The 23,890-nt window shown below is 40.9% G+C and carries 19 protein-coding genes; 9 read left to right on the forward strand and 10 right to left on the reverse strand.

Annotation, left to right across the window (positions count from 1 at the left end):
- Positions 1-46: 46 nt before the first annotated feature.
- On the forward strand, positions 47-2,704 hold the full coding sequence (locus GSQ19_RS20755; protein ID WP_011319744.1) for a DUF3769 domain-containing protein: 2,658 nt from the start codon (positions 47-49) through the stop codon (positions 2,702-2,704).
- A 30-nt stretch (positions 2,705-2,734) separates the two neighbouring features.
- On the opposite strand, the gene GSQ19_RS20760 is transcribed toward GSQ19_RS20755, so the two are convergent.
- The 3 genes from GSQ19_RS20760 to GSQ19_RS20770 form a co-directional block, all read right to left on the reverse strand.
- A complete protein-coding gene (locus GSQ19_RS20760; RefSeq protein WP_011319745.1) occupies positions 2,735-4,231 on the reverse strand; it encodes a hybrid sensor histidine kinase/response regulator in 1,497 nt (498 codons plus the stop codon).
- A 21-nt stretch (positions 4,232-4,252) separates the two neighbouring features.
- Complete coding sequence (locus tag GSQ19_RS20765) at positions 4,253-7,078, reverse strand: PAS domain S-box protein (protein WP_011319746.1); 2,826 nt, start codon at positions 7,076-7,078, stop codon at positions 4,253-4,255.
- Positions 7,079-7,727: 649 nt separating this feature from the next.
- Positions 7,728-8,366, reverse strand: a complete 639-nt coding sequence (locus tag GSQ19_RS20770) for a response regulator (RefSeq protein WP_011319747.1) — start codon at positions 8,364-8,366, stop codon at positions 7,728-7,730.
- A gap of 324 nt (positions 8,367-8,690) precedes the next feature.
- On the opposite strand from GSQ19_RS20770, the gene lipA reads away from it, so the two are divergent.
- Both lipA and psaX read left to right on the forward strand, forming a co-directional pair.
- Complete coding sequence (lipA, locus tag GSQ19_RS20775) at positions 8,691-9,608, forward strand: lipoyl synthase (RefSeq protein WP_011319748.1); 918 nt, start codon at positions 8,691-8,693, stop codon at positions 9,606-9,608.
- A gap of 279 nt (positions 9,609-9,887) precedes the next feature.
- Positions 9,888-10,022, forward strand: coding sequence for a photosystem I protein PsaX (gene psaX, locus GSQ19_RS20780; RefSeq protein WP_011319749.1), 135 nt, complete (start codon positions 9,888-9,890; stop codon positions 10,020-10,022).
- Between the two features lie 156 nt (positions 10,023-10,178).
- Here the strand turns inward: psaX and GSQ19_RS20785 are convergent, their stop codons facing one another.
- Positions 10,179-11,045, reverse strand: a complete 867-nt coding sequence (locus GSQ19_RS20785) for a branched-chain amino acid ABC transporter permease (protein WP_011319750.1) — start codon at positions 11,043-11,045, stop codon at positions 10,179-10,181.
- A 190-nt stretch (positions 11,046-11,235) separates the two neighbouring features.
- On the opposite strand from GSQ19_RS20785, the gene hrmK reads away from it, so the two are divergent.
- Complete coding sequence (hrmK, locus tag GSQ19_RS20790) at positions 11,236-13,047, forward strand: hybrid histidine kinase/response regulator HrmK (RefSeq protein WP_011319751.1); 1,812 nt, start codon at positions 11,236-11,238, stop codon at positions 13,045-13,047.
- A gap of 123 nt (positions 13,048-13,170) precedes the next feature.
- The gene (gene larE, locus GSQ19_RS20795; RefSeq protein ID WP_011319752.1) at positions 13,171-14,001 is read left to right on the forward strand and encodes an ATP-dependent sacrificial sulfur transferase LarE; all 831 of its coding nucleotides are present in this window, start codon (positions 13,171-13,173) and stop codon (positions 13,999-14,001) included.
- A 10-nt stretch (positions 14,002-14,011) separates the two neighbouring features.
- Here larE and GSQ19_RS20800 read toward each other — a convergent pair whose 3' ends face one another.
- Together GSQ19_RS20800 and GSQ19_RS20805 are read right to left on the reverse strand one after the other, a co-directional pair.
- Entirely contained in the window at positions 14,012-14,374 is a 363-nt protein-coding gene (locus GSQ19_RS20800; RefSeq protein WP_011319753.1) for a DUF4864 domain-containing protein, read from the reverse strand.
- A gap of 158 nt (positions 14,375-14,532) precedes the next feature.
- Positions 14,533-15,684, reverse strand: a complete 1,152-nt coding sequence (locus tag GSQ19_RS20805; RefSeq protein WP_011319754.1) for an SGNH/GDSL hydrolase family protein — start codon at positions 15,682-15,684, stop codon at positions 14,533-14,535.
- A 393-nt stretch (positions 15,685-16,077) separates the two neighbouring features.
- Between GSQ19_RS20805 and GSQ19_RS20810 the strand changes: the two genes are divergently transcribed.
- Positions 16,078-16,290: a hypothetical protein gene (locus GSQ19_RS20810; RefSeq protein WP_011319755.1), complete on the forward strand. Its 213-nt coding sequence runs from the start codon at positions 16,078-16,080 to the stop codon at positions 16,288-16,290.
- A gap of 145 nt (positions 16,291-16,435) precedes the next feature.
- Here the strand turns inward: GSQ19_RS20810 and GSQ19_RS20815 are convergent, their stop codons facing one another.
- From GSQ19_RS20815 to GSQ19_RS20830, 4 genes are all read right to left on the reverse strand, one after another.
- Complete coding sequence (locus GSQ19_RS20815; protein WP_011319756.1) at positions 16,436-17,341, reverse strand: DNA-methyltransferase; 906 nt, start codon at positions 17,339-17,341, stop codon at positions 16,436-16,438.
- A gap of 32 nt (positions 17,342-17,373) precedes the next feature.
- On the reverse strand, positions 17,374-17,814 hold the full coding sequence (gene cynS / locus GSQ19_RS20820) for a cyanase (RefSeq protein WP_011319757.1): 441 nt from the start codon (positions 17,812-17,814) through the stop codon (positions 17,374-17,376).
- Between the two features lie 120 nt (positions 17,815-17,934).
- A complete protein-coding gene (ccmS, locus tag GSQ19_RS20825) occupies positions 17,935-18,363 on the reverse strand; it encodes a beta-carboxysome assembly chaperone CcmS (protein ID WP_011319758.1) in 429 nt (142 codons plus the stop codon).
- Between the two features lie 38 nt (positions 18,364-18,401).
- A complete protein-coding gene (locus GSQ19_RS20830) occupies positions 18,402-20,210 on the reverse strand; it encodes an ABC transporter ATP-binding protein (protein ID WP_011319759.1) in 1,809 nt (602 codons plus the stop codon).
- 174 nt (positions 20,211-20,384) lie between these two features.
- Here GSQ19_RS20830 and GSQ19_RS20835 point away from each other — a divergent pair, with 174 nt between their 5' ends.
- The 3 genes from GSQ19_RS20835 (at position 20,385) to GSQ19_RS20845 (ending at position 23,751) form a co-directional block, all read left to right on the forward strand.
- Complete coding sequence (locus GSQ19_RS20835) at positions 20,385-21,233, forward strand: prohibitin family protein (protein WP_041456237.1); 849 nt, start codon at positions 20,385-20,387, stop codon at positions 21,231-21,233.
- Positions 21,234-21,281: 48 nt separating this feature from the next.
- Entirely contained in the window at positions 21,282-21,698 is a 417-nt protein-coding gene (locus GSQ19_RS20840) for a DUF1824 family protein (protein ID WP_011319761.1), read from the forward strand.
- Positions 21,699-21,810: 112 nt separating this feature from the next.
- Complete coding sequence (locus tag GSQ19_RS20845; RefSeq protein WP_011319762.1) at positions 21,811-23,751, forward strand: ABC-F family ATP-binding cassette domain-containing protein; 1,941 nt, start codon at positions 21,811-21,813, stop codon at positions 23,749-23,751.
- Positions 23,752-23,890 lie beyond the last annotated feature (139 nt).

The raw sequence follows: 23,890 nt of genomic DNA on the forward strand, positions 1-23,890 counted from the left end.
ATTCCGGCTATTAATTGGCTATTTGTTAGGTTGATTGTGTCCCAATATGCTTCATCCAGTTCTGCCGCCTGCACCTCCTTCCCTTGTTGAACCTATACAACCTGCAAATTCCACCCCATCTGCTAGTGATAGTCGATTTCATTTAGTGAGTGAGATTGATACCACTAAGCAAAACAAACTAGAGACCGCCAAACCCCCAGAGAAACAGTTTCAAAATCCAACTGTAGAGAAAACAGAAGATTCTTTGCAGTTACCAAGACCCACCAGCAATAAAACAGAGCATTTAATTGCAACTCCTGTTCTGGCAAAACCCAGTACACCAGAAATCTTCACTTCAGAATTTTCCCCCCTTACCCCTTCTAGTAGCGCTGTTAATTTAGGACAAACCTTGACAATTGGTTATTCTGTCCAAAAAAATACAAGCACTAATTCCCCAGTCTTCCCTACAGCGACAATTCCTCAGTCTGTCCAAAAAAATACAAGCACTAATTCCCCAGTCTTCCCTACAGCGACAATTCCTCAATCTGTCCAAAAAAATACAAGCACTAATTCCCCAGTCTTCCCTACAGCGACAATTCCTCCAGATGTATCACCTCAAACAAAACTAGTCGCCTCGGCATTGACTAAGCAAGAACAGAAAGACGAGGTTACTGTACAACAGACTGGGGACAAAATTAATATCTCTGTATCTGATAGTGACCCGGTAGTTAATAATCAACCAATTCAAAATGTTATTGAGTTTAAGTCGCGTAACTCGTTAAATAAACTATCAATACAAACTGTCACGCCAGCTCTTAGTTCACAAGCACAGTCACCAATACCAACTCGAACACCTGCTACACCCAACAATACACTACCAGCCCGACAAAGAATTGTAGAAGTGACTTCAGATCGGCAGGAGTATGATGAGCAAAGACGCGTGATTACTGCCGAAGGTAATGTATTAGTACGGTTTGATGGGGCGCTACTGGATGCCGATCGCGTGCAGGTAAATTTAGATAACTTGATTGCGGCGGGAGAGGGAGATGTAGTTTTAACTAGAGGAGATCAGTTATTACGAGGACAACGCTTTACTTATAATTTTGTCCAAGACAGTGGGGAATTAGAAAACGGAAGCGGTGAAATCAACGTACCCTCAGCATCAAGAGATTTTGCCTTCTTACCCACTGATGTGACAGCTGGTGGCGTACCACAACAACCACCAAGCAACTCTATCCGCACCAATCAACCTCTTTCTAATGTCAGCAGTCCCGGTGGCATTGAATTTACATTTGGGGGAGGGAGCGAAGCGAGTAATCTGCCTCCTCCCAAAGCTGGGGGTGAGGTGAAGCGTATTAGGTTTGAAGCCGAGCAAATTGAGTTTTATCCCCGTGGTTGGCAAGCGCGAAATGTGCGCCTGACAAATGACCCATTTTCACCACCAGAATTGGAGTTACGGGCAGATACAGTCACCGTCACACGGGAGGCTCCTTTAATTGATCGGATCACCACACAGCGACAGCGTTTAGTCTTTGACCAAGGCTTGACCTTACCAATCCCCATAAATCAGCAGAAAATCGACCGTCGAGAACGGGATAGCACACCCTTTATCGTCTCTCCTGGCTATGATGGCGATAAGCGGGGTGGTGTTTTTATTGAGCGCGGTTTTACACCTATTAGTACGGATAGTACTAATTTGCAGATCACTCCCCAGTTTTTCGTCCAGAAAGCCATACAAGGTAATGATGATGTGACGGGGTTATTTGGTGTCAAAGCCAGATTAAATTCTGTTTTAGGTACCCGATCTGTACTTGAAGGTATCGGAGAACTAACTAGTTTTAATTTTGACGACATAGACGAGAATTTAAAGGCGAGTTTACGTTTACGCCAAGCCTTAGGCGATCGCAATCCTCATGTGGTGAATTGGGAATACAGTTACCGCGATCGCCTCTATAACGGTACACTTGGCTTTCAAACCGTCCAAAGTAGTTTGGGTGGTGTCATTACTTCTCCAGTTATTCCTCTGGGGAACTCTGGGATCAACCTCAGCTATCAAGCCGGCGCGCAGTATATCAACGCCAACACTGACCGCCAAGACTTGCTAGATCCCATCAGAACCAATGATCGAGTCTCTCTTGGTCGCCTACAAGGTAGCGCCGCCTTGAGTAAAGGGTTTTTACTATGGCAAGGAAAACCACTACCACCCACAGCCACGGAAGGTTTAAGATATACAGCTACTCCTGTAGTTCCTTACTTACAGGCGATCGCCGGTATTACTGGTACTTCTAGCTACTACACCAATGGCGACAACCAAAGCAGCCTGACTGGCACAGTTGGCTTAGTAGGGCAGCTTGGTCATTTTTCTCGCCCCTTCCTTGACTACACAGCTTTTAACGTCCGTTATTCCCAAGGTTTAACCAGTGGACTATCACCCTTTTTGTTTGACCGCTACGTTGATGAAAGAGTACTCAGTGCCGGCATCTCCCAACAAATTTACGGCCCTTGGCGTTTAGGTTTTCAAACATCAATTAACTTAGATACTGGTAAAGAAAGTAGCACAGACTACATTGTTGAATATAGCCGACGCACTTACGGAATCACCTTGCGCTACAATCCGGTACTGGAATTAGGCGCTTTTAGCATCCGCATTAGTGACTTTAACTGGACTGGCGGTGCAGATCCATTTTCGGAGGTTAGACCAGTTGTCGGTGGTGTGAGTCAGTAGTGGAGACTACCTTTTTTGATAAACAACTGACTATTGACAATTTAAAGGTAAAGTAATTGTAAACGTAGTCCCAACACCTTCTTGGGAGTTAAAAGCAATTTCTCCTTTGTGAGCTTCAACGCATCTTTTAACTATCACTAAACCTAGCCCAGTCCCTTGAATTGATTGAGAATTAGAAGCTCGATAAAATGATTCAAATAGATGGGTTTGATCTGCAACAGGAATACCAATACCTTCGTCTTGAATCCGGAAAATTGCTACACCTTTAGTTTGATCAAAAGTTAAGTCAAACCTGATAGTTTCATTTTGGGGAGAATACTTGACAGCATTAGAAAGTAAGTTCACAAATATGTAATGTAATAGTCGTTCATCCATAAACGCATTTGTAGTTTCGTCACTACAGGTAAAAATAATTTCATGTCCACTAATTTCTACAGTTGTGAATTCTTCTATTAACTCTTGACAAAATCCCTTTAAATTTAAGAGTACAGGGTTACAATCAAGCTTTGCCGCGTCAGATTTACCCATAAACAGGACATCTTCCATGAGTAACTTCATGGATTGCACAGCGCCTTTAATTCTCTTTATATATGTATTTTTTTTGGTTTCGGTTAAATTTTGCCCGTGTAATTCTATCAGTTCTATTGCTGTTTGAATTACACTCAAAGGATTGCGAAATTCGTGAGAGACAGTAGAGATAAATAAGGATTTAAGATTGTTCAGTTCTCGTTCTTTTTGCAGCGCTTGCTCTAGTAATTCTGTTTGTCTTCGTTCACTGAGATCCCAAAAAACAATTACCACACCGTTGATTTTGTTTGGTAGTCCCATGATGGGTGAAGCACTATCACCGATAGGTACCCTTCTGCCATCTTTGGTAATCAAAGATGTATATTCATCTAAATAAACTACTTTTTGTTCTCTGAGAACTTTTGTAACTGGATTTTCTAAAACATTTTCTGTAACTTCGTCAATGATATTAAAAATCTGGGATACTTCATGTCCAATAGCATCTGCTTGATGCCAACCAGTAATTTCCTCGGCGGCTGGGTTCATAAATGTGACGTTTCCAAACTCATCAGTGGCGATAACAGCATCACTAATTGAGTTTAGGAGGGTTGCTAACCGATCACGATTTTCTCTTATGTCCCTTTCCAAGCGATGTTTCAGCAAACCCATTTCAATGGAAATACGCAAGTCTTTAGAGGTGAATGGTTTGACAATATACCCAAATGGTTGAGTGATCTTTGCCCGCTCTATAGTATTATCGTCACCATAAGCAGTTAAAAATATAACCGGAATATCTAAATGTTCCCGAATGTAACTGGCAGTGGTGATACCATCGATTTCACCTTTGAGGATAATATCCATGAAAACTAGTTCTGGGCTAGTCTCTATTGCTTTAGCGATCGCCGCTTTTCCAGAAGAGGCTGTACCGATAACAATATAACCTAGTTGATTCAGTTGACTAGCAATAGTTCTAGCTACGATCACTTCATCTTCAACGACTAAAATTTTGACTGGCTCCATTGTCAATTTACAGTTGTTCAGTTAATGCGAAAATTGGATTTTAAATGTAGTTCCTGGTTGACGTTCGATACTAACAGTGCCTTCTAGTTGTTCTGTTACTAAGTCATGAACTAGCGAAAGGCCTAAAGAATCTGTATACCGCCAATCTAAATTATCTGGTAAACCGATACCATTATCTTGAATAGTCATCTCAATTTTGTCATCGACTTTTTGTAAATCAATTTTTATTGCACCTGTTGTATTTTGAGGAAAAGCGTGTTTCAGTGAATTGGAAATTAGTTCATTGATAATTAAACCGCAGGCAATGGCTTGATCAAGATTTAAATCAACCGGGTGAATATGAGTTTCTAAACTGATTCTCCCTGGCTCTAATTGATAGGATATTAAAATACTCGTAGCTAAATTATTAACATAATCAACAACATCAAGTTGCCCAATATTTGGTGAAGTATATAAGTTCTTGTGAATCATTGAGATGGACTCAATACGGTTTTGACTTTCTTGCAGAGTTCTGATTAATTCTGGGTCTTTGAGTGTTTGAGAATGAAGTAGTAATAATCCAGAAACTATCTGTAAATTATTTTTAACCCGATGATGAACCTCTTTGAGTAAAACCTCTTTTTCCGCTAAGGCACTTCTCAAGCGAACTTCTACTTTTTGGCGTTCAGCCAATTCATTTTGGGCTTGCTGAAGTATGCTTGATTGCTGGATGGCGATCGCAATGGGGACGGAAAGTTGGTCGAGCAAATCTAGTTCATGCGCTTCCCAGTCCCGTGGGGTAGAACATTGATGGGCTATTAATAAACCCCAAAGCTGCGGCACAGTGTTGCCTTCACTCACTTCTAACAGAATAGGTACAACTAAGTTAGCTTTAACTTGAAATTGTTCTAATAAATGCAGATGACAATCAGTTAATCCAGCTGTGTAGATGTTGGCGATCGCTCTTTTATGTCCTTGACAATAATCTGCTCCTGCGCCTGACTGGAAACAATTATCTTGAATATCTGCACCTAGAGCAATTTTCCATCCAGGCTTCACCGATTCTGCTACGATTTTACCACTCATATCTGGGGCAAACTGATAAACCACGACCCGATCAACCCCAAGCAAGTCTTTAATTTCTTTAACTGTGGCATTCAGAATATTTTGTAGATTCAGCGATTGGCGAATTCGTTGAGCAACAGCACGCATTAACTGTTCTCGCTCAATCTGTCCTTTCAAAGCCCGTTCGGTTTGTTTACGCTCGGTAATTTCTTGACCAATACCAATTATTCGACCGTCGGCAAGTTTGATATTTATCCAAGAAGTATCTAATACTTGCCCATATCGTGTCTGAGTTCTAAAATCACCCCAAATACATTCTCCTGATTGCATAAACTTGATGACCGATTGACGATATTCAGGCTGAGGATATAACTCTGCAAAAATATCAAGGGTTTGATAATCTCTCAAACTCCAACCTAAAAGACGCTCTAATTCTTGATTTATCCATTGAACCTGACCTTCAGGACTAATCAGTGCAATCATCAACGGGATACCAGCAAAAATACTTTGTAAAAGTGCATTTTGCTCTTGTAACTTGGCTTCAATATTTTTGCGCTCTGTAATATCGTAGAGGACGGTTAAAATTGCATACTCGTTGTTGAAATTTAAGTACTGAATTGAGGCGATCGCCCAAAATGAAGTTCCGTCACTTTTCTTAAATTGAATATCATAATTCTGAAGTGATCCATGTTGACTAAGAGCTTCTAATATCTGCTGTCGGTCTTCGGAGTTTTCATATAAATCTGCGGCATAGTGATTAATTAAATCATTTCCAGATAGTTGGAATGTTTGCAGAAACTCTGAATTAGTATATAAAATTAAGCCATCATCAACGCGGGAAATCACCAAAGGTACGGGAATTGCTTCCAGAATAGTTCTAACTCTGGCTTCACTTTTTTGTAGATTCCGTTCTATTTGAATATGTTCAGTAATATTTATGGTATCAACTAAACAAGCTTGATAACCTGAATATTCTATATAATTAATAGCTAATTCAACATCAATAACTTGTCCACCCCTTAGACGATGTTGACATTCCATTAGGAAGGGAAGTTGAGAATATTCCTGTTCTATATCCCTGATTAAGTCCGATATAAACTCAGGTACAAAAACTTGGGCAAACTGCATTTGTAAAAACTCTGTTTTTGAGTAACCATATTGTGTAATAGCAGCTTGATTAACATCTAAAATTTGTAGACTTTGCATCTCACATATCCACATAGGACGAGGATTATTAGTGAACAAGAGATGAGCATTGAAGCTGCTTTCATGATTAATTCGCTTTTTGTGTAACTCTAATTGTCTGATGATTTGACGCGCTAAACGTTGGAGTATTTGCTGTTCTTTTAAACTTAAGTTACGGGGGGTAAAATCTATCACGGCCAGACAACCCAAGGCAAAACCCTCAGAGTTAATTAAGGGAACTCCTCCATAGAAACGGAAAGCGCTTGGCTTTTGCCTCACTAGGGGATTTTCTACAAATCGTTCATCTTGCCAGGTGTCAGGAATAATCAATATGTCATTTTGCCCAATTGTATGAATACCAAGACATATATCACGTGGTATTTCTAATTCAGAAATTCCTACTTTTGACTTAAACCATTCTCTTTGAGAATCTAAAATACTGATCAGAGCAATTGGTGTATTACAGCTATCGGCAGCAATATTTACCAGATCGTCAAATACTTCTTCTGGTGGTGTATCTAAAATGCAATATTGATAGAGCGCTTCTAAGCGTAGGCTTTCACTGTCGGTAAACAACATTATTGCTTTATTTGATGAATAATTGATGATAAGCTGCATTTTCCAGTAGAAATCGCAGTTTTAAACTCATCTGTAAAGTCTAGCTAAGCTATTCTGCCTTTAAGTTGCACAATCCATCGTCAGTGCTGTTGATTGTTGACTGTTAACTGTCAACAGCCCTTATTAGTAGTTATGCAATTTAGACGCTTAGTAGCTGAATATTCATTAATTTTAATCTAGCTAGGTCAGCATATATTGCCAACAACGTATGAGTAAAGTTGCCAAAAGTGCTTACCTAGTTGAGAAAGCTGACGGTGTTAAGTTCCCACTCCCCAGTCTCACCGCCATTTCACCAAGCGTCTCTTAAGATAAGGAAATCGTTCCTCATAGCTGTTTCATTCGTCTTTATGTACGTAGTTCATAGTGATACTTAAAAAACAGTAGCCTACGGCAAAGCGTAGGCTAGATAGGAAATAACTCTATGACTCTCAATTTACAATCGATAGCGATCGCTTTGATCAAATTCTTTATGGGGCTGACAAGCAGGTAAAATTCTGCGGCGTTTACCCTAAAGTATGTTAAATGCTGCCTAGCGTTACTGTACGCAGTCGGCAATAATAGTATAACCTTTGTCTACAAGACTCCCTACAAAAACATCAGGGTGCCAAAGAGAACATAAAGATACTCTCCAACCGACCGCAGGTCATCGCTACTTAATTTTTTGTTTAATAAAAGTGACTACTTGGGCGAGCTGTTTCTTCAAACCTTCAATTTCTGCCTGCATCTTAGCAACTTTGTCATTAAGTGCTTGAATTTCAGCAGCCGCATCTGCATCTATTCCAGCCGTTGCTACTGTAGTAGTGGTAGCAACTGTAGGTGGAGCTACTGTTGCTACAGCGCCATGTGTCATAGTAGCAGTGGCTGTATTACCATTCTTAGCAGCAACTGCTCCTACTGGTTCTTGGCGCGGTAATTTAGCCTTAGTCATTGCTGACTTAATCGCATTAATGAGCTGTTTCTGATCAAAAGGTTTACCCAAAAATTCAAAATACTCGAAAGGTTCAGTGATTTTTTCCGTCACCTCTTCCTTCCTCCCAGACATAATTACCAAGGGAATTTTTCTCAGTTCAGGATGCGCTTGAACTTGCTGGAATACTTCCCAACCACTTAATTTAGGCAGCAGGAAATCCAACATGATCAAGCTGAGTTTTTCTTGTCGGATGAGATTTATCCCTTCCAAGCCGTCCTTGGCTTCTAATACCTCAAAATTGCCAGGGGGCAACATTTCACGTACTTTTACCCTGACAACGGTAGTGTCATCGATAACTAAAATTTTGTTACTTGCCACGACTGATTACTCTAAAAGAATATTGAAGTTTAAATAGCGGCTTCCCTGGGGGATGCTGTGTGAATTCCGAATGACCGTGAGAATCTCCCCACTATATCCAACATTGTTATTAATTGGGGGATAGTATATTTCGGTATAAATGTCGTCGTCGGCAGTGTTTAACAAAACTTTGAGGATATGGAGTAATAGGAGAAAATAGGAGAGAGTTTATTGATTTGAAGTTATATCTCCCTACACCCCTAAACCCCTACACCCCCACACCCAGTCTCAACCGACAATTTTAGTGCGTAAGTCCAATAGAGATTTATTTTTATTTATCAGCCTATGACTGCCTCACAACCTGCTCAGTTTAAGTCGGAAATCACGGCAATGCCCAGTTGGTTGCGCCGTCCCATTGGCAAAGCTAGTGAACTGTCAACAGTACAGCGCATTATTAAACAGCGTCAAATTCATACAATTTGTGAAGAAGGTCGCTGCCCGAATCGGGGTGAGTGCTATGCCCAAAAAACGGCTACATTCTTACTTATGGGGCCTACCTGCACCCGTGCTTGTGCTTTTTGTCAAGTCGATAAGGGTCATGCACCAATGCCAATTGACCCAGAGGAAGCAGCAAAGGTGGCAGAAGCGGTACAACTTTTGGGACTGCGTTATGTAGTACTTACTTCTGTCGCTCGTGATGATTTACAAGATCAGGGAGCAAGCCACTTTGTCCAAACTATGGAGGCAATTCGTCAACTAAATCCGGGTACTCAAATTGAAGTGTTGACACCGGATTTTTGGGGTGGTGCAGGCGCAGGGGAAGCCGGACAACGCCAGCGCCTAAAAATGATTGTAGAGGCGCAACCAGCTTGTTTTAACCATAACATTGAGACAGTGCGTCGCTTAACCGGGCCAGTCCGCCGGGGTGCTAAATACGATCGCTCTTTGCGGGTTCTCTCTCTTGTCAAAGAACTAAACCCCCATATTCCCACCAAATCAGGCTTAATGGTGGGACATGGAGAGACGGTTACTGAACTAGTCGAAGCAATGACAGACTTAAGGGCTATAGGATGCGATCGCCTCACTATCGGTCAGTATATGCGCCCATCCCTAGAACATTTACCAGTCCAAAAATATTGGACACCAGAAGAATTTGAGCATCTGGGCAAACTAGCCAGAGAAATAGGCTTTAGCCACGTCCGTTCGGGTCCACTAGTTCGCAGTTCCTATCATGCTGGGGAGGAACCAATACCGTTCGGATAAGCAGGGGAGGCAGAGGAAGCAGAGGAGGCAGGGGAGGAAAGAAGTTTATTTTCATAATTTTTCTCTTCCCCTACTTCTGTTCTCCCCTTACTTCCCCTGCCTGCCTTAACCAAGAAATCCCTTAACCGAAACGTATTGGGGTAGGAACAGGAATAATTCCAGATTCTCTACTCAACACCCCCTAATTTGCGATTCACACAAATATTTTTAAAGAATGTGGGCAATTGTGTCCTCTGTTTGGTATTTCTGAAAAAGTCATGACATAAGGAGAACCGATTTATGGCTAAAGCCAAAACTCCCGCAGTTGCCAATACCGGCGCTAAACCCCCCTATACTTTTCGTACAGCTTGGGCGCTGTTGCTACTAGGTGTTAACTTTCTGGTAGCAGCTTATTATTTCCACATTATTCAATAGTTCAATTGGGGAAGTAGGGAATAGGGACTAGGAAGGGAGAAAAATTTTACCCAATCCCCCTTTGTGTTTGCAGTAGCCTGGGTCGGGAAACCCTCCCGCAGCGCTGTCTCACCAGTTCCTAATTCCCAGTCCCCAAACTAAGTGGAATGGTGTTGCTCACATCGTGCCTTTAAATAAACCTTTAGGACGAATGAGCAACACCAAAATCATGATTAGTAGGGCAACACCTTGTTTGTATTGGGAACCTAACAAGGGTGTACTCACTTCTTGAACAATACCAATGATAAAAGCTGCGGCGATCGCACCGTAAGGGTTGCCAATACCGCCCAAGATTACGGAAGCGAATAGCGGCAAAATTAAAAACCAACCCATATTAGGACGTACTGCCGTAATTAAGCCATACATACTGCCACCTAAAGAGGTAACTGTGCCGGCAATTAGCCAAGTCCAAAAAATTACTTGCTCCACATCAATCCCAGAAACCTTGGCTAAATCCAAATCGTCAGCAACAGCACGCATCGCCTTACCAATTTTTGTGTTTTGTAAGAGGTAGTGCAGTGCGCCGATGGATAATACTGCTAATGCCAACACCAGCAATTGATTTTGTGGTACTTTCACACCAAAAATATCTAAAGCAGGAGTGATGGGTAAATTATAATTTTGGTTTCTGCCGCCCCAAATTAAAATAATCCCGTTACGCAGGAATAATGCCAGCCCAATTGAGATAATAATAAGAGTAGTGGAATTAGCTCGGATCGAGCGCATTCTAGACCATAGCAATTTTTCTGACAGTAACATTGCTCCCACCGTTCCCACTACTGCCACTATCATCGATAACCAAATATTTACCCCAAAAGTGTTGACCAACAAAGTCAAATAAGCCCCTAAAGTTAAGAAATCACCGTGGGCAAAATTAGACAACCGTAAAATTCCATAAGTTAAAGTCAGTCCCACAGCCGCAAGAGCGATAATGCTACCTACCGCAATACCATTGACAATCAGTTGAATCGTTTGTATGTCCATATTGCTAATTAAATAAGCTAATCTATAGTTATTTAGAAAGTGGTGATTGACAACAAAAATTCCCAGTTTATCACCAAAAATCAGTACTATAAGTTATGATTTATCGACAAAAAAGAATTGTGAGCTAATATACATAGAATCGTGTTTGCATTTTTTGCAAAACTAAAGTTGTTAAACGGTCTAGTTGACCATGCAGCAGTATTCAAGCTTACCAGAACACAACTCATCGATAGACACAACGCCGACTCTGTTGGCAAAAAGTCAGCAGCTTTGCGCTGAGTTATGGCTGGAACGCAGCTTGAACCAGCTACAAACACGCCTGCTTAATTGCTTAGAGTCTGCTTTCAACAGTGTTCCCACAAGAACCACAGAAGCGGATATTTTCCAAACAGTGGTTAATGAACTAGACATTGCTTTAAACAATAGCAATGTGGGTTTTCCTTTGTGTGCTGTGGGGATTGCTCTGTTGCAACCGCAAGCAGCAGTTGGTAAAGTTTACTATATTTCTCGCCCTCTATCTCTAGGCTGTCAACCTCCACTCTTAGAAGAAATATCCAAAGACGGGAAAAAACTGCGGTTGCAATTGCAAGAAGCGATCAAAATTACAGATTTACAAAAACTAGAAAAGCAACAACCTCCACAAGCTTGGCAATTAAGGGATGATGCTGATGGTGTGATCGGGTGGTTACTTCTGGCGACAGATAACTCAAAGCCTCATGAAAACGCATTCACAGCACCACATCCTCAACTTAATACGCAACTCATGGAGCGATCGGCCGAACAATGTGTGAAAGCCTTAGCACATCTCAAAAAAATACAATCTTTGCAGCAGAAATCTCAAAATTTAGGTATTTCTAATCAGGAATTGGAGCGGACTAATCAACTGAAAAATCAGTTTTTAGCCAATACAAGTCATGAAATTCGCACACCCCTAAGTTCGATTATTGGTTTTACTCACCTGCTTCTAGCGCAAGGTTACGATCCAACGAGAGAGCGCCATCATGAATATTTAAATATTATTCAATCTAGTGGTAAACATCTATTGGCTCTGATTAACGATATTTTGGATCTCTCCAAGATTGAGGCTAATCAGTTAGAAGTACAGTGGGAAAAGGTGAATGTACCAGAACTTTGTCAAAATGTATTAACGCTGATCAAGGAGAAGGCCGCAAATAAAGGGGTGAAATTGTCTTTGGAATTAGATCCCCATATCAAGACTTTTGTTGCTGACCCTTTGCGGCTCAAACAGATGCTTTTGAACTTGTTATTTAATGCTCTCAAATTTACTAATCAAGGCACTGTTGGCTTAAAGGTGACACAGCGAGAGTCATTTATCCACTTTACAGTCTGGGACACTGGTAGCGGTATTTCTCCAGAAAATCTGGCGCTACTGTTTCAACCATATTTCCAAATTCCTAATTCTTCAGTTGCCCAACATGAAGGTACTGGTTTAGGTTTAGTGGTGACTCGTAAACTGGCAGAAATTCACAATGGTTCTGTAGAAGTAGAATCCCAAGTTGATCACGGTTCCCGCTTCACTATTATCTTGCCTCTACAACAGAATGGGCAAGTATTAGTAGGAGAAGATATGGAGGATGAGGAAACGACATCTCCTGCATCTTTGACACCTAACAGTTCAAAAGACATTTTGTTAGTTGAGGATGATTTACCCAACGGTGAATTGATGCAAACTCACTTGTCTAAGTTGGGATATAACGTTACTTGGGTCAAGAATGCCCATGAAATGTGGGCAAAACTAGACCAACAACAAGCAGCAGTTATCTTAATGGATATCCGGTTACCAGATGGTGATGGTTTAGATTTAGTCAAGCAGTTGCGAGAAAAATCTCAATATCAACAGATTCCTATTATTGCCCAAACAGCGATGGCGATGAAAGGCGATCGCTCTATCTGTCTATCTGCTGGAGTCAACGACTATATTTCTAAACCCATAGATTTAAATCTTTTGGCCAGTCTGGTGGCTAAGTATAGTCAGCTTTAGGGATTGGGGACTGGGGACTGGGAGGAAGGACTAATTACCACTGACAACTGACAACCGACAACTGACAACTAACAACTGACCAATGATTAAAATATTGCTATAGGGTTTTGGCAGGATTTGGGAATGATGTTAACTGAAAAGCTTGAGCAATTGAAGGCCTTATTTACAGAAATGGAACAGGCTTTAATTGCCTATTCTGGGGGTGTTGATAGTACTTTGGTAGCGAAGATAGCCTATGATGTGTTGGGCGATCGCGCTTTGGCTGTGACTGCGGTTTCACCTTCGTTGTTACCAGAGGAACTAGAAGACGCGAAAATTCAAGCCGCAACGATTGGTATTCCCCATAAAGTTGTCCAAACACACGAAATGGACAACCCCAATTACACATCTAATCCCGTCAATCGTTGTTATTTTTGTAAAAGCGAATTACACGACACCCTCAAACCTTTAGCTGTAGAGATGGACTACCCCTACGTAGTCGATGGGGTAAATGCTGATGATTTGCATGATTATCGTCCAGGGATTCAAGCTGCGAAGGAAAGAGGGGCGCGATCGCCTTTAGCAGAAGTTGGTGTGACTAAATTAGAAGTCAGACAGCTTTCTCAGCAATTAGGCTTACCTTGGTGGGAAAAACCAGCCCAGCCTTGTCTGAGTTCCCGTTTTCCCTACGGTGAGGAAATTACCATAGCCAAATTGCAACGGGTAGGTAGAGCCGAAATTTATCTTAGGAAGTTAGGTTGGCAAAATTTGCGTGTCCGTTCTGAAGAAGATACAGCCCGGATTGAATTACCACCAGAAAAAATCAAAGATTTTGTCTTAACAACAGATTTACCCTCTGTAGTCAACGCATTCCAAGAGTTGGGATTTATCTACGTCACCTTAGATTTAGAAGGTTATCGCAGTGGTAAATTAAACCAAGTTATCAATCAGGCGAATACCCCAATAAAGGTCTAATCACCAATGATCAAAAAGTCTCTGCTTCCACAGAAACGAGAATACAACCATTAATCCTCCAACTATCATCTGGTTGTTTCTCCATAAAATACAAAGCCCTGAGAGGAACACCATCGGGTGCTAAAAGCAACACTGGTTGAGTGATATTGTCCTGAATTGTGGTAACGTTTTCAAAGAAAACTGAGCGTGGACGATACACCGCCGGATAACTCATACTCACCATCCGCAGGAAATTCTCGGCGTTTTGAAATTGCTCTTGAATTGCTGGAGTAGCACAAGCAAAAGCACTTGGTGCATCATCTTGTTGAAAAGCTGCTAATTGGCTTTCAATCACAGATCGGATGGTAAGAAAATCTTGATCAGTAACTTCCATAAATGTATCAATTACGGTAGTTTTTGTTGACGCTTCACTGTTAAATATTGACTGTTATACAGTTTCTTAATAAAGATGTGCTTTGTTCTCGACTGTAGAGACGTTGCACGGAACGTCTCTACATCATTTATTTGGTGCAACTTCATAGATGATTAGTATTAACGGTCAACATTTTTGTTTTGAGAGAGTTTGAATTCTACCTGTTGGATAGCAAATCGCCACACATCATAACCATCAGCCGACAAATGCAAGCCATCTGTGGTTAAATCAGAACGTAAATTGCCATCACCGTCTGCAAACCAAGTATGAATATCTAAATAATTTACTTTTTCTTTCTTAGCAATTTGAGCCAGTTTTGTATTAATTTCCCGAATCCGACTATTAGAAATTGTTGGTAGGTTAGTAGGTAATATAGATTGTATAAAAATCTGAGTCCTGGGGTGAGACTGCCGTAATCTCCGAACCATCTGCCGGTGATTACGCAAAATGACTTCATCGCTGGTTCCTTTTCGTAGGTCATTAATCCCAGCCATGATGTAGATAGCATCAGGACGCGTATATGAAAAAGCTGTCAATCTATTGGCGATACCAGTGGAAGTATCTCCAGATATACCTTGATTTAGCCACAACTTACCAGATGGTAGCTTTTCTCTAGGAAACCACATACTCAAGGAATCCCCAACAAGGATACTGAGACGGTTTTTACCTTGACCTTGAGCGATCGCTTTAGCTTCTAGAGCCAATAGACTTTTCCAATCATCATAAGTTAGTTGCTGCTTTTGAGTCGCATCTCGTAATGATTGGTCACTATCACCATCCTGGCGTGTGTAAATCTGACCTGTTTTCAGTGCAGCTAATCGGTAATAGTAAAGTTGATTACCAGAAGTTAATAGTTGGTTAGTCGGCTGGGGATTGAGGTTAAAGAATGAGTTTATGGGTGTTGATGATTCTTGATTGGTAAATTGCAGTAAAGGGTTATGAGAACCGGGAATATTTTTCTCGCCATTCGTTGATTGAGAGGCTTTAGATGGTGACAAAGGTTGACTGCTAAATTCGGGGAAGGATACGTTAAAAAGCGTAGGCAAGCTTTTTTCATCTGCATCCTGTGGTAAGCTCTCAAACGCCTGTGATAGTTGGTTACTGAATGGGGATAAAGATATATCCTCGGTAATCACCTCCGGTGAGCTTTGTTTTATATCCGATGCGAAACTAGAATTATCTGGCAGGATATTCGATATCTGTGGTAGAGCTGATGCTGGTAGTGTCAATCCTGTTAACAAGCCTACTGCCAACAGATAAGAATCCCTCATCACTTTATGTCTCCTCTGTGTACTTTTTTGTTCTATGACAGTTTTGATTTCCTACATTCAGGAATTTTACTGTTGTTAAAATATTATTTTTATTGAAAACGTATAGTTCTGTAAACTAGGTTAACGAGATCATATTTAACAATTCACCAATTCTTTAAAGCACGTCTTGCGGTTGAATTAGTAAAAATGATTGCACTGATGTTAACAGCCTGTATTAATAGGTCATTAACTAAGTATTATTACTAGCTTTATGACGTATGTAATAATTACTACTTAATTCCAGCATATCTTCCGTATCAAAACTTGTAAATATTCATCTTCATCCATTTAAATAAATTTCTATTGGTATAGAAGAAACCAGGATAAAGTGCTAAGATTTAGTCGCAGTGATTGATGATTCCCCATAATTTTGTGGCTAGAGCTAGTACAGCAATTGGTGTTAGTCCAATTATTAAAGAGATTGTGCAGAAACAGGCACATTCTACCCGTTTAACCCTAAAAGAGGTAATTCTCATGGGAATGTTAGCAATAGATAAACTTGACGATCAAGGTCGTCAAGAGTTAGCAGACAAGGTTCATCAAATGCAAGTTAATGGTGAAATATAAATTTGTTTGCTCTATGTTAGTAGTCACAAGTTCATAACACAATTGATTGGCTATTAAGCGAACAAGAGTAAGGATACAAACCCCTAAATTGTTTATGGGAATTGTGCTTCTGGACTCCAAATTTGGAATTTTTTGTAGTGGCTGACTATTCACTAAATCTATAGCGACTTCCCAGAACATAATCCTGATTAATTTCCACAGCAATCCAACGACGTTGGAAAGTTTCAGCAACAAACCCAGTAGTATTAGAACCTGCAAATGGGTCTAATACTAAATCCCCTTCATCAGTCAAGAATTTGATGAAGAACTCAGCAAACCCCTGAGGAAATCTAGCTGGATGTGGTTTAACCCCTGCTGCTTTACAACGTCGTAAATAAGTACTGTTGGATTCAGTATTAGCAATTTCTAGCAAATTTGGGGGAATTGCACCCTGATTATCTTTTTGAAACTTATCAGAAATATCATGTCCACTAGGACGAACTTGCGCTTTATAACCTTTTTTGAGTAATCGCTTCATACTCTGGCTATAGGGCTTTAAAATTTTTTTGTTATCTGCTTTGGGATTGGGAGTTTTTGATAGCCACCAAACAATATTTACTGCATCTTTGACACGGACTCTTCTAATAGTTACCCATTCAGCCGGGGTAGGTAATCGTGCAGGATTGTAATGATAGAATTCCTGAGCCAGAAAAAATCCAACTTCCTTACATAATCTCACTAGCAGTTCGTATTGATAAATACTCCGCACAGGATTTCCTGGAAGGTATGCACCGCCTAAATCTAAAATAAATGAACCATTTTCTGCTAAGACTCTCTTAAATTCGTCAGCGAAAGGTAAAAACCATTCAATATATTTTTCTGCGCTTTCGTTACCGTATTCTTTTTTACGCGTTAAAGCGAATGGTGGTGAAGTGAGGATTAAGTTAACACTGTTGTCGGGGATAGACTTGATAATTTCTAAACAGTCGCCTAAATATACTGCTCCGTGTTGCTGAGTATAGGAAGGTATAAAATTAGTTAATTCTATGGTTGTTGTTTGTTGTGAGTTCAAGCGACATTTTAACTATTGCGATGAGTCAAAGACTACCACTTTTTGTAAGGTAAGAATTTACCAGACATAGTAATCTTAACGCGATCGCCTTTTGGGTCTGCTTCTTTTTCCACATCCAAGGTAAAGTCAATTGCACTCATAATTCCATCGCCAAACTTTTCCTGAATGACTTGCTTAATCGGAAAGCCATACACCTGCATAATCTCATAGAAGCGGTAAATCAGTGGGTCTGTAGGTACAATTGGCCCCAAGCCTTTGATTGGATATTCAGTTAAATGTTGAATATAGCTGGGGTCTAATCCCAATGCTTCCACCAGTAACTTAGCTTCTTCCTCTGATGCGCTTGCTTGGCGGTAGAATAAGGCAGCAATCCATACTTCATTCCGCCCCAAAATTGCTTCTAAGTCAGCAAAGCTGAGTCCTTGGTCTTTCTTCGCCTGTAAGAGAGTTTGCGTAATTTCCGGTATCGACATCTGATAAATCTTCTACTGAATTAATTTTGTCAGAGAAAATTCTACCATGACGTAGCAAGTAATAGGCGATGGTAGGTCATCGTAGTCTTGCTATTCTACCAAGGTGCAAATTGATCTACGTTAAACCGCAATCTGACCACTCATACGCTGTTCTAATAATTCCAACAACCCATCTACATCCTGCCCGACTTGCTCAAAACAGAGTGGTGGCGGGGGTTCTGGTGCAAACTGAATTAACTTGATTTCACCTCTACCAATACCAATCATCAAGACTTCAATTTCTGGTTGATTATGTTCAATAATTCCCAAAAGTTCCTGGAGTCGATTTTCTACATTATTATTTAATTTCTCTACAGCCTCTTGCGGGCAGTAAACAAAATGTGGGGTAGGCTGTAAATCGATACCGATAGTACCTTGGCTATCACCATTTTCTAACCATAACCCCCAAAAAAGTGCAGCCAAATCTTGCTGGTTTTCTTTGACAAACCTATCTAACTGGCTACGCCACTTACTATCACCTGATTCCGGCTTAGTACTACTAAACATCATAAATAATTAGCCATTGGTCAACAGTCAATATTTATTACTCATTTCAAACCACTCTGCACACGCCAGAGGTTAGCATATATTCCATCCTTGTCTAACAATGCTTCATGGGTTCCTGACTCCACTAATTGTCCATGTTCCATGACATATATACAATCAGCATTGCGAATTGTGGAAAGACGGTGAGCGATCGCAATTGTAGTTCTATTGATGGTAATTCGTTCGAGCGATCGCTGAATTGCTGCCTCTGTTTCATTATCCACTGCCGAGGTAGCTTCATCTAAAATCAAAATCGGTGGATTCTTCAAAACCGCCCGTGCAATGGCTATTCGTTGTCTTTGTCCCCCAGATAACTTTTGCCCCCTTTCTCCCACAATTGTTTCATAACCCTGGGGTAGATGGCTAATAAATTCGTGCGCTTCTGCTATCTTGGCAGCAGTGATGATTTCTTGTTCTGTCGCATCGAAAGTACCGTATGCTATGTTCTCAGCTACCGTGCCATGAAATAGGAATACATCTTGACTAACTAAACCCATACTACGGCGTAAATCGCGTAACTTTAAATCTTCTATATTGATCCCATCTAAGGTTATTTTCCCAGCTTGCACTTCATACAAGCGCAGCAGCAGTTTTACTAAAGTACTTTTACCAGAACCAGTAGAACCAACAATAGCAATAGTATTACCTGCGGGTATTTGCAAAGATAAATGTTTAACTACAGGTAATCTATCTTTATAGGCAAAAGTAACATTGTTAAATTCCACGGCACCGCGTACTTCTTCTACAGGTAAAGCAATATTTCCTGTATACGCTGTAATCGGAGTATCTAACAACTCCATCACTCTATTAGTGGAAGCCATAGCCCTTTGATAAAGATCAAAAGTTTCCCCCAATCTAGTTAAAGGCCAAAGTAGTAGCTGGACTAAAAATACTAATGAACTATAAGCGCCTACGGACATTCTCCCCGCAACGGTTGCCATACCCCCAAATAGCAGCAATGAGGTAAACCCTACGAGAATTAGCATCCGAATTAGGGGAATAAAAGCGGCAGACAAGGCGATCGCTCTTGTGTTACTTTGACGATAAGCGGAACTATCTATTTCTAAACGCCCTTTTTCATACTCTTCCGCCGTAAAGCTTTTAATTGTGGTGATACCACTCAGGTTATTGGACAAACGCCCATTGAGTAACCCTACTTTTTCCCGTACATCGGCGTAACGTGGTGCTAGCAATTTCTGGAAAGCCACCGAACCCCACAGAATAAATGGCATTGGTAAAATAGCCATCCAAGCTACGCTGGGAGCCAAAATAAAGAAGGCGCCGCCAACGACTACAATAGTCGTGACTACCTGGATAATGTCGTTAGCGCCCACGTCCAAAAAACGTTCTAGTTGGTTAACATCATCACTGAGGATAGACATTAAACCACCTGTGCTACGTTCTTCAAAATAAGCCAATTCCAATTCTTGTAGGTGACTATATGCGTCCAAACGTAAGTTATGCTGGATATTCTGTGCTAGGTTACGCCATAACACGCGATAGCGATATTCAAAAAATGACTCTAGTATCCAAGTGATGACTGTGAGCAGCGCCACAATTAAAAATTGCCCAAAGATATCTTTTATTCCCAACTGAGCAATGATAGAATCCTGCTGCTTAACTACCACATCCACCGCCATACCAATTAAAGCTGGTGGAGCTAAATCAAAAAGCTTATTTAGAATTGAACAACCAACCGCCAACAACATTTGTTGACGATACTGGTATCCATAGTCAAACAGGCGCTGTAAAGGATGTGCAGAATGTCTACGCCTTTGTAATACCCGGTGAGATGGAGATGCTATAGCCACAGCCGTTGCAAGTTGTGTGCAACTGATATTACCACAGAGTGGAGACAGGGAGCATGGTGTGAGACAACGCGGTCTTCTCGACGAGGTGCTACGCGAAGGGTAGGAAGAGAAGAGAACTATTAACTATGGACTGTCAACCGTCAACCTTTAACTAATGACTACGGAGAAACAAGCTTGAAAAATCAGCAATTGGGAAATTGGCAAACTACTGTGTTCGGAATTTTGGTGGCAATAATTGTGATTATTGGGTTAAATTCCTTTATTATTATCAATCCAGGGCAGGCAGGAGTGTTGAGTATCTTAGGGAAAGCTAGGGATGGGGCGTTACTAGAGGGAATTCACTTGAAGCCGCCTTTGATTTCGGCGATAGATGTTTATGATCTCACCGTCCAAAAATTTGAAGTACCAGCAGAAAGTTCTACCAAGGATTTACAAAATTTGTCTGCTAGGTTTGCTATTAACTTTCGCTTAGATCCCATTCAGGTGGTAGATGTGAGAAGAAAGCAAGGAACTTTAGAAAATATTGTCTCGAAAATTATCGCGCCCCAAACACAAGAAGCATTTAAAATCGCTGCGGCTAGAAGAACCGTGGAAGAAGCAATTACCAAGCGGAGTGAATTAAAAGAAGACTTCGATAATGCTTTAGGCGATCGCCTAGATAAATATGGAATAATAGTATTAGATACTAGCGTAGTTGACTTGACCTTCTCGCCGGAATTTGCCAGAGCCGTAGAAGAAAAACAAATTGCTGAACAACGCGCCCAAAGAGCCGTTTACGTAGCGCGAGAAGCCGAACAAGAAGCGCAAGCAGAAATTAATCGAGCCAAAGGAAAAGCAGAAGCCCAAAGACTTTTAGCAGAAACTCTCAAAGCCCAAGGTGGGCAATTAGTACTGCAAAAAGAAGCCATAGAAGCCTGGAAAACTGGTGGCGCGCAAATGCCCAAAGTTCTAGTCATGGGTGGAGAATCACAGGGCAGTGTACCCTTTATCTTTAATTTAGGGAACACCCAAAATTTAAACTAATTGTCTACTCACACACAAACACAACTTAGGAACATAATAAAGTCATTTATGTCAATGCCCAATCATCCCAATCTTACCACCGCCGACGCGAAAAAAATCCTCAATAAATTCAACTGCTTAGATATCGCCCCGATTCTCAAGCCATCAGAAAAAGAATCAGTTCGTCGGGCATTGATTTTGATCACCAAACTTTCTGACTATCAAATATTAGGAATTTGCGCCGATACAGCCGACGAAGGACTACTAGCTATGAAAACCTACTCTCACGCTTTAGGTTATGAAGTTCCTATTGATCTACCTGTAGTTGAAGGCCCAGTCTACATTAAATTAAATGGCAAAAATGGTCTGTGTTATCTCGACTCCTACGCAGGACATCATCGCGGTGTCCTAGTATCATGCCAATCTTACTATGAAGGAGGAATTAACGAAATGTATGGACATCTACCCCTCGACTTATTTGTTTAAAAGTTTAGATTTAATCTGAGGTACGCTACACTCAATAAGCGTACCTCTTCCTCCTCAAATCTTCTGACCTTTGCGCCTGGGCGTGAGCTAAACAGTATCTTTTAAAATTGCTATGAGCGTCATCACATTACAATCAGTTAAAAAAGACTTTGGAATCAAAGAAATTTTAAAAGATGCTAGCTTTAGTTTAGATGCTACTGATAAAGTTGGCTTAATAGGTACAAACGGTTCCGGCAAATCCACTTTATTAAAAATGATCGCCGGCATAGAATCTATTGATAGTGGACAAATTCTTTGTACTTCTGGTTCTAAAATCATCTACTTACCCCAACAGCCAGACTTAGATGAAAACCTTACTGTTTTAGAACAAATTTTTGCCGACAGTGGCGAACAAATGACCTTAGTACGTGAGTATGAAGAACTTTCTGATAAACTAGCTCACTACCCAGAAGATAGCCAAATCATGTCCCGTCTTTCTGTTGTCATGCAGCGCATGGACGCAACTAACGCCTGGGAGTTAGAAACCAATGCCAAAATTATCCTCAGCAAACTAGGAATTACTGATTTTGATGCGCCCATTGGCAGTTTATCTGGCGGCTATCGTAAGCGTATAGCTTTAGCAACAGCCTTACTTGCAGAACCAGATGTTTTACTGATGGATGAGCCAACAAACCATCTGGATGCTTTGTCTGTAGAATGGTTACAAAGCTATCTTAACCGCTTTCGTGGGGCATTATTCCTGATTACACACGATCGCTACTTTTTAGATAAAGTTACCAACCGCATCATCGAAATCGACCGAGGCGATGTTTACAGCTATGCAGGTAATTACTCATACTACCTGGAAAAGAAAGCTCTGGCGGAAGAATCAGCCATTAGTACCCAACGCAAACATCAAGGTGTATTGCGGCGAGAACTAGAATGGCTCAAGCGCGGCCCCAAAGCCAGAAGTACCAAACAAAAAGCCCGCATTCAACGCGTCCAAGCCATGCGCGAAACTGAGTTTAAACAAACTCAAGGTAAAGTGGATATCTCCACAGTTAGCCGTCGCATTGGCAAAAAAGTGATTGATTTGCATAACATTTCTAAAGCCTATAATGACCGCATCTTAATCAAAGATTTTACCTACGAATTTAGCCCGGAAGACCGCATCGGCATTATCGGCGGTAACGGTGCTGGCAAGTCTACCTTAATGAATATCATCACCGGGCGTATAGAACCCGATGCCGGTAAAGTAGAAATTGGTTCTACCATCCACATTGGTTATTTTGACCAACATTCTGAAGAATTACTCACAGCTGTAGATGAAAATCAGCGCGTGATTGACTACATTAAAGAAGAGGGAGAATTTGTTCAGATAGCCGATGGGACAAAAATTACTGCTTCCCAAATGTTAGAACGCTTTCTCTTTCCAGGGAATCAGCAGTATGCACCAATTCATAAACTATCTGGTGGTGAAAAACGCCGATTATTTCTCCTGCGTATCCTCATCAGCGCCCCCAATGTCTTAATTTTAGATGAACCGACAAACGATTTAGATGTGCAAACACTAGCAGTCTTAGAAGACTACTTGGAAGATTTTAGCGGTAGCGTGATTGTAGTTTCCCACGATCGCTACTTTTTAGACCGTACTGTTGATACAATATTTGCCTTGGAAGAAGGTGGAAACCTGCGGCAATATCCAGGTAATTATTCAGTTTATCTAGACTACAAAAAAGCCGAGGAAGCACAACAAGCAACACTCAACACTAAAGAAAAGACAAAAAATTCCCCAGAAACAAAAGTTACATCGCAAACTAAAGATGTAGAAACTAAAAAACGGCGTAGACTATCCAATTGGGAAAAGCGGGAATTTACCGAGTTAGAAGGCAAAATTGCTCAACTAGAGGACGAAAAAACCCAAGCCGAGCAAGCACTAACTCATGTCCCTCCCGGCAATTATACCCAAGTACAAAAACTCTACGAACAAATAGAAGCGCTGAAGCAAGCAATTGATGTAGCGACTGAGCGCTGGTTAGAATTAGCGGAGATAGAGTCTTCCGAGAGTGGGTAAGCGCAACATGATAGCTCGAAAGCAGAATCTACCATCAAACCTGGCATTAAAGGATGCCCGAATTGCCAACACAAATCAATTCTTTAAAAACTCTGCCACTGAGTTTACCAAAAGTTCGCCTTAATATTGACAATCAGAT

This window comes from Trichormus variabilis 0441 (assembly GCF_009856605.1).
GTDB lineage: Bacteria > Cyanobacteriota > Cyanobacteriia > Cyanobacteriales > Nostocaceae > Trichormus > Trichormus variabilis.

What these genes read in the sequence shown, in the direction of transcription:
- GSQ19_RS20755 (WP_011319744.1), top strand. Translation starts at nt 47, where the DNA reads ATGCTTCATCCAGTTCTGCCGCCTGCACCTCCTTCCCTTGTTGAACCT.
- GSQ19_RS20760 (WP_011319745.1), bottom strand. Translation starts at nt 4,231, where the DNA reads ATGGAGCCAGTCAAAATTTTAGTCGTTGAAGATGAAGTGATCGTAGCT.
- GSQ19_RS20765 (WP_011319746.1), bottom strand. Translation starts at nt 7,078, where the DNA reads ATGCAGCTTATCATCAATTATTCATCAAATAAAGCAATAATGTTGTTT.
- lipA (WP_011319748.1), top strand. Translation starts at nt 8,691, where the DNA reads ATGACTGCCTCACAACCTGCTCAGTTTAAGTCGGAAATCACGGCAATG.
- psaX (WP_011319749.1), top strand. Translation starts at nt 9,888, where the DNA reads ATGGCTAAAGCCAAAACTCCCGCAGTTGCCAATACCGGCGCTAAACCC.
- GSQ19_RS20785 (WP_011319750.1), bottom strand. Translation starts at nt 11,045, where the DNA reads ATGGACATACAAACGATTCAACTGATTGTCAATGGTATTGCGGTAGGT.
- hrmK (WP_011319751.1), top strand. Translation starts at nt 11,236, where the DNA reads ATGCAGCAGTATTCAAGCTTACCAGAACACAACTCATCGATAGACACA.
- larE (WP_011319752.1), top strand. Translation starts at nt 13,171, where the DNA reads ATGATGTTAACTGAAAAGCTTGAGCAATTGAAGGCCTTATTTACAGAA.
- GSQ19_RS20800 (WP_011319753.1), bottom strand. Translation starts at nt 14,374, where the DNA reads ATGGAAGTTACTGATCAAGATTTTCTTACCATCCGATCTGTGATTGAA.
- GSQ19_RS20805 (WP_011319754.1), bottom strand. Translation starts at nt 15,684, where the DNA reads ATGAGGGATTCTTATCTGTTGGCAGTAGGCTTGTTAACAGGATTGACA.
- GSQ19_RS20810 (WP_011319755.1), top strand. Translation starts at nt 16,078, where the DNA reads ATGATTCCCCATAATTTTGTGGCTAGAGCTAGTACAGCAATTGGTGTT.
- cynS (WP_011319757.1), bottom strand. Translation starts at nt 17,814, where the DNA reads ATGTCGATACCGGAAATTACGCAAACTCTCTTACAGGCGAAGAAAGAC.
- ccmS (WP_011319758.1), bottom strand. Translation starts at nt 18,363, where the DNA reads ATGATGTTTAGTAGTACTAAGCCGGAATCAGGTGATAGTAAGTGGCGT.
- GSQ19_RS20840 (WP_011319761.1), top strand. Translation starts at nt 21,282, where the DNA reads ATGTCAATGCCCAATCATCCCAATCTTACCACCGCCGACGCGAAAAAA.
- GSQ19_RS20845 (WP_011319762.1), top strand. Translation starts at nt 21,811, where the DNA reads ATGAGCGTCATCACATTACAATCAGTTAAAAAAGACTTTGGAATCAAA.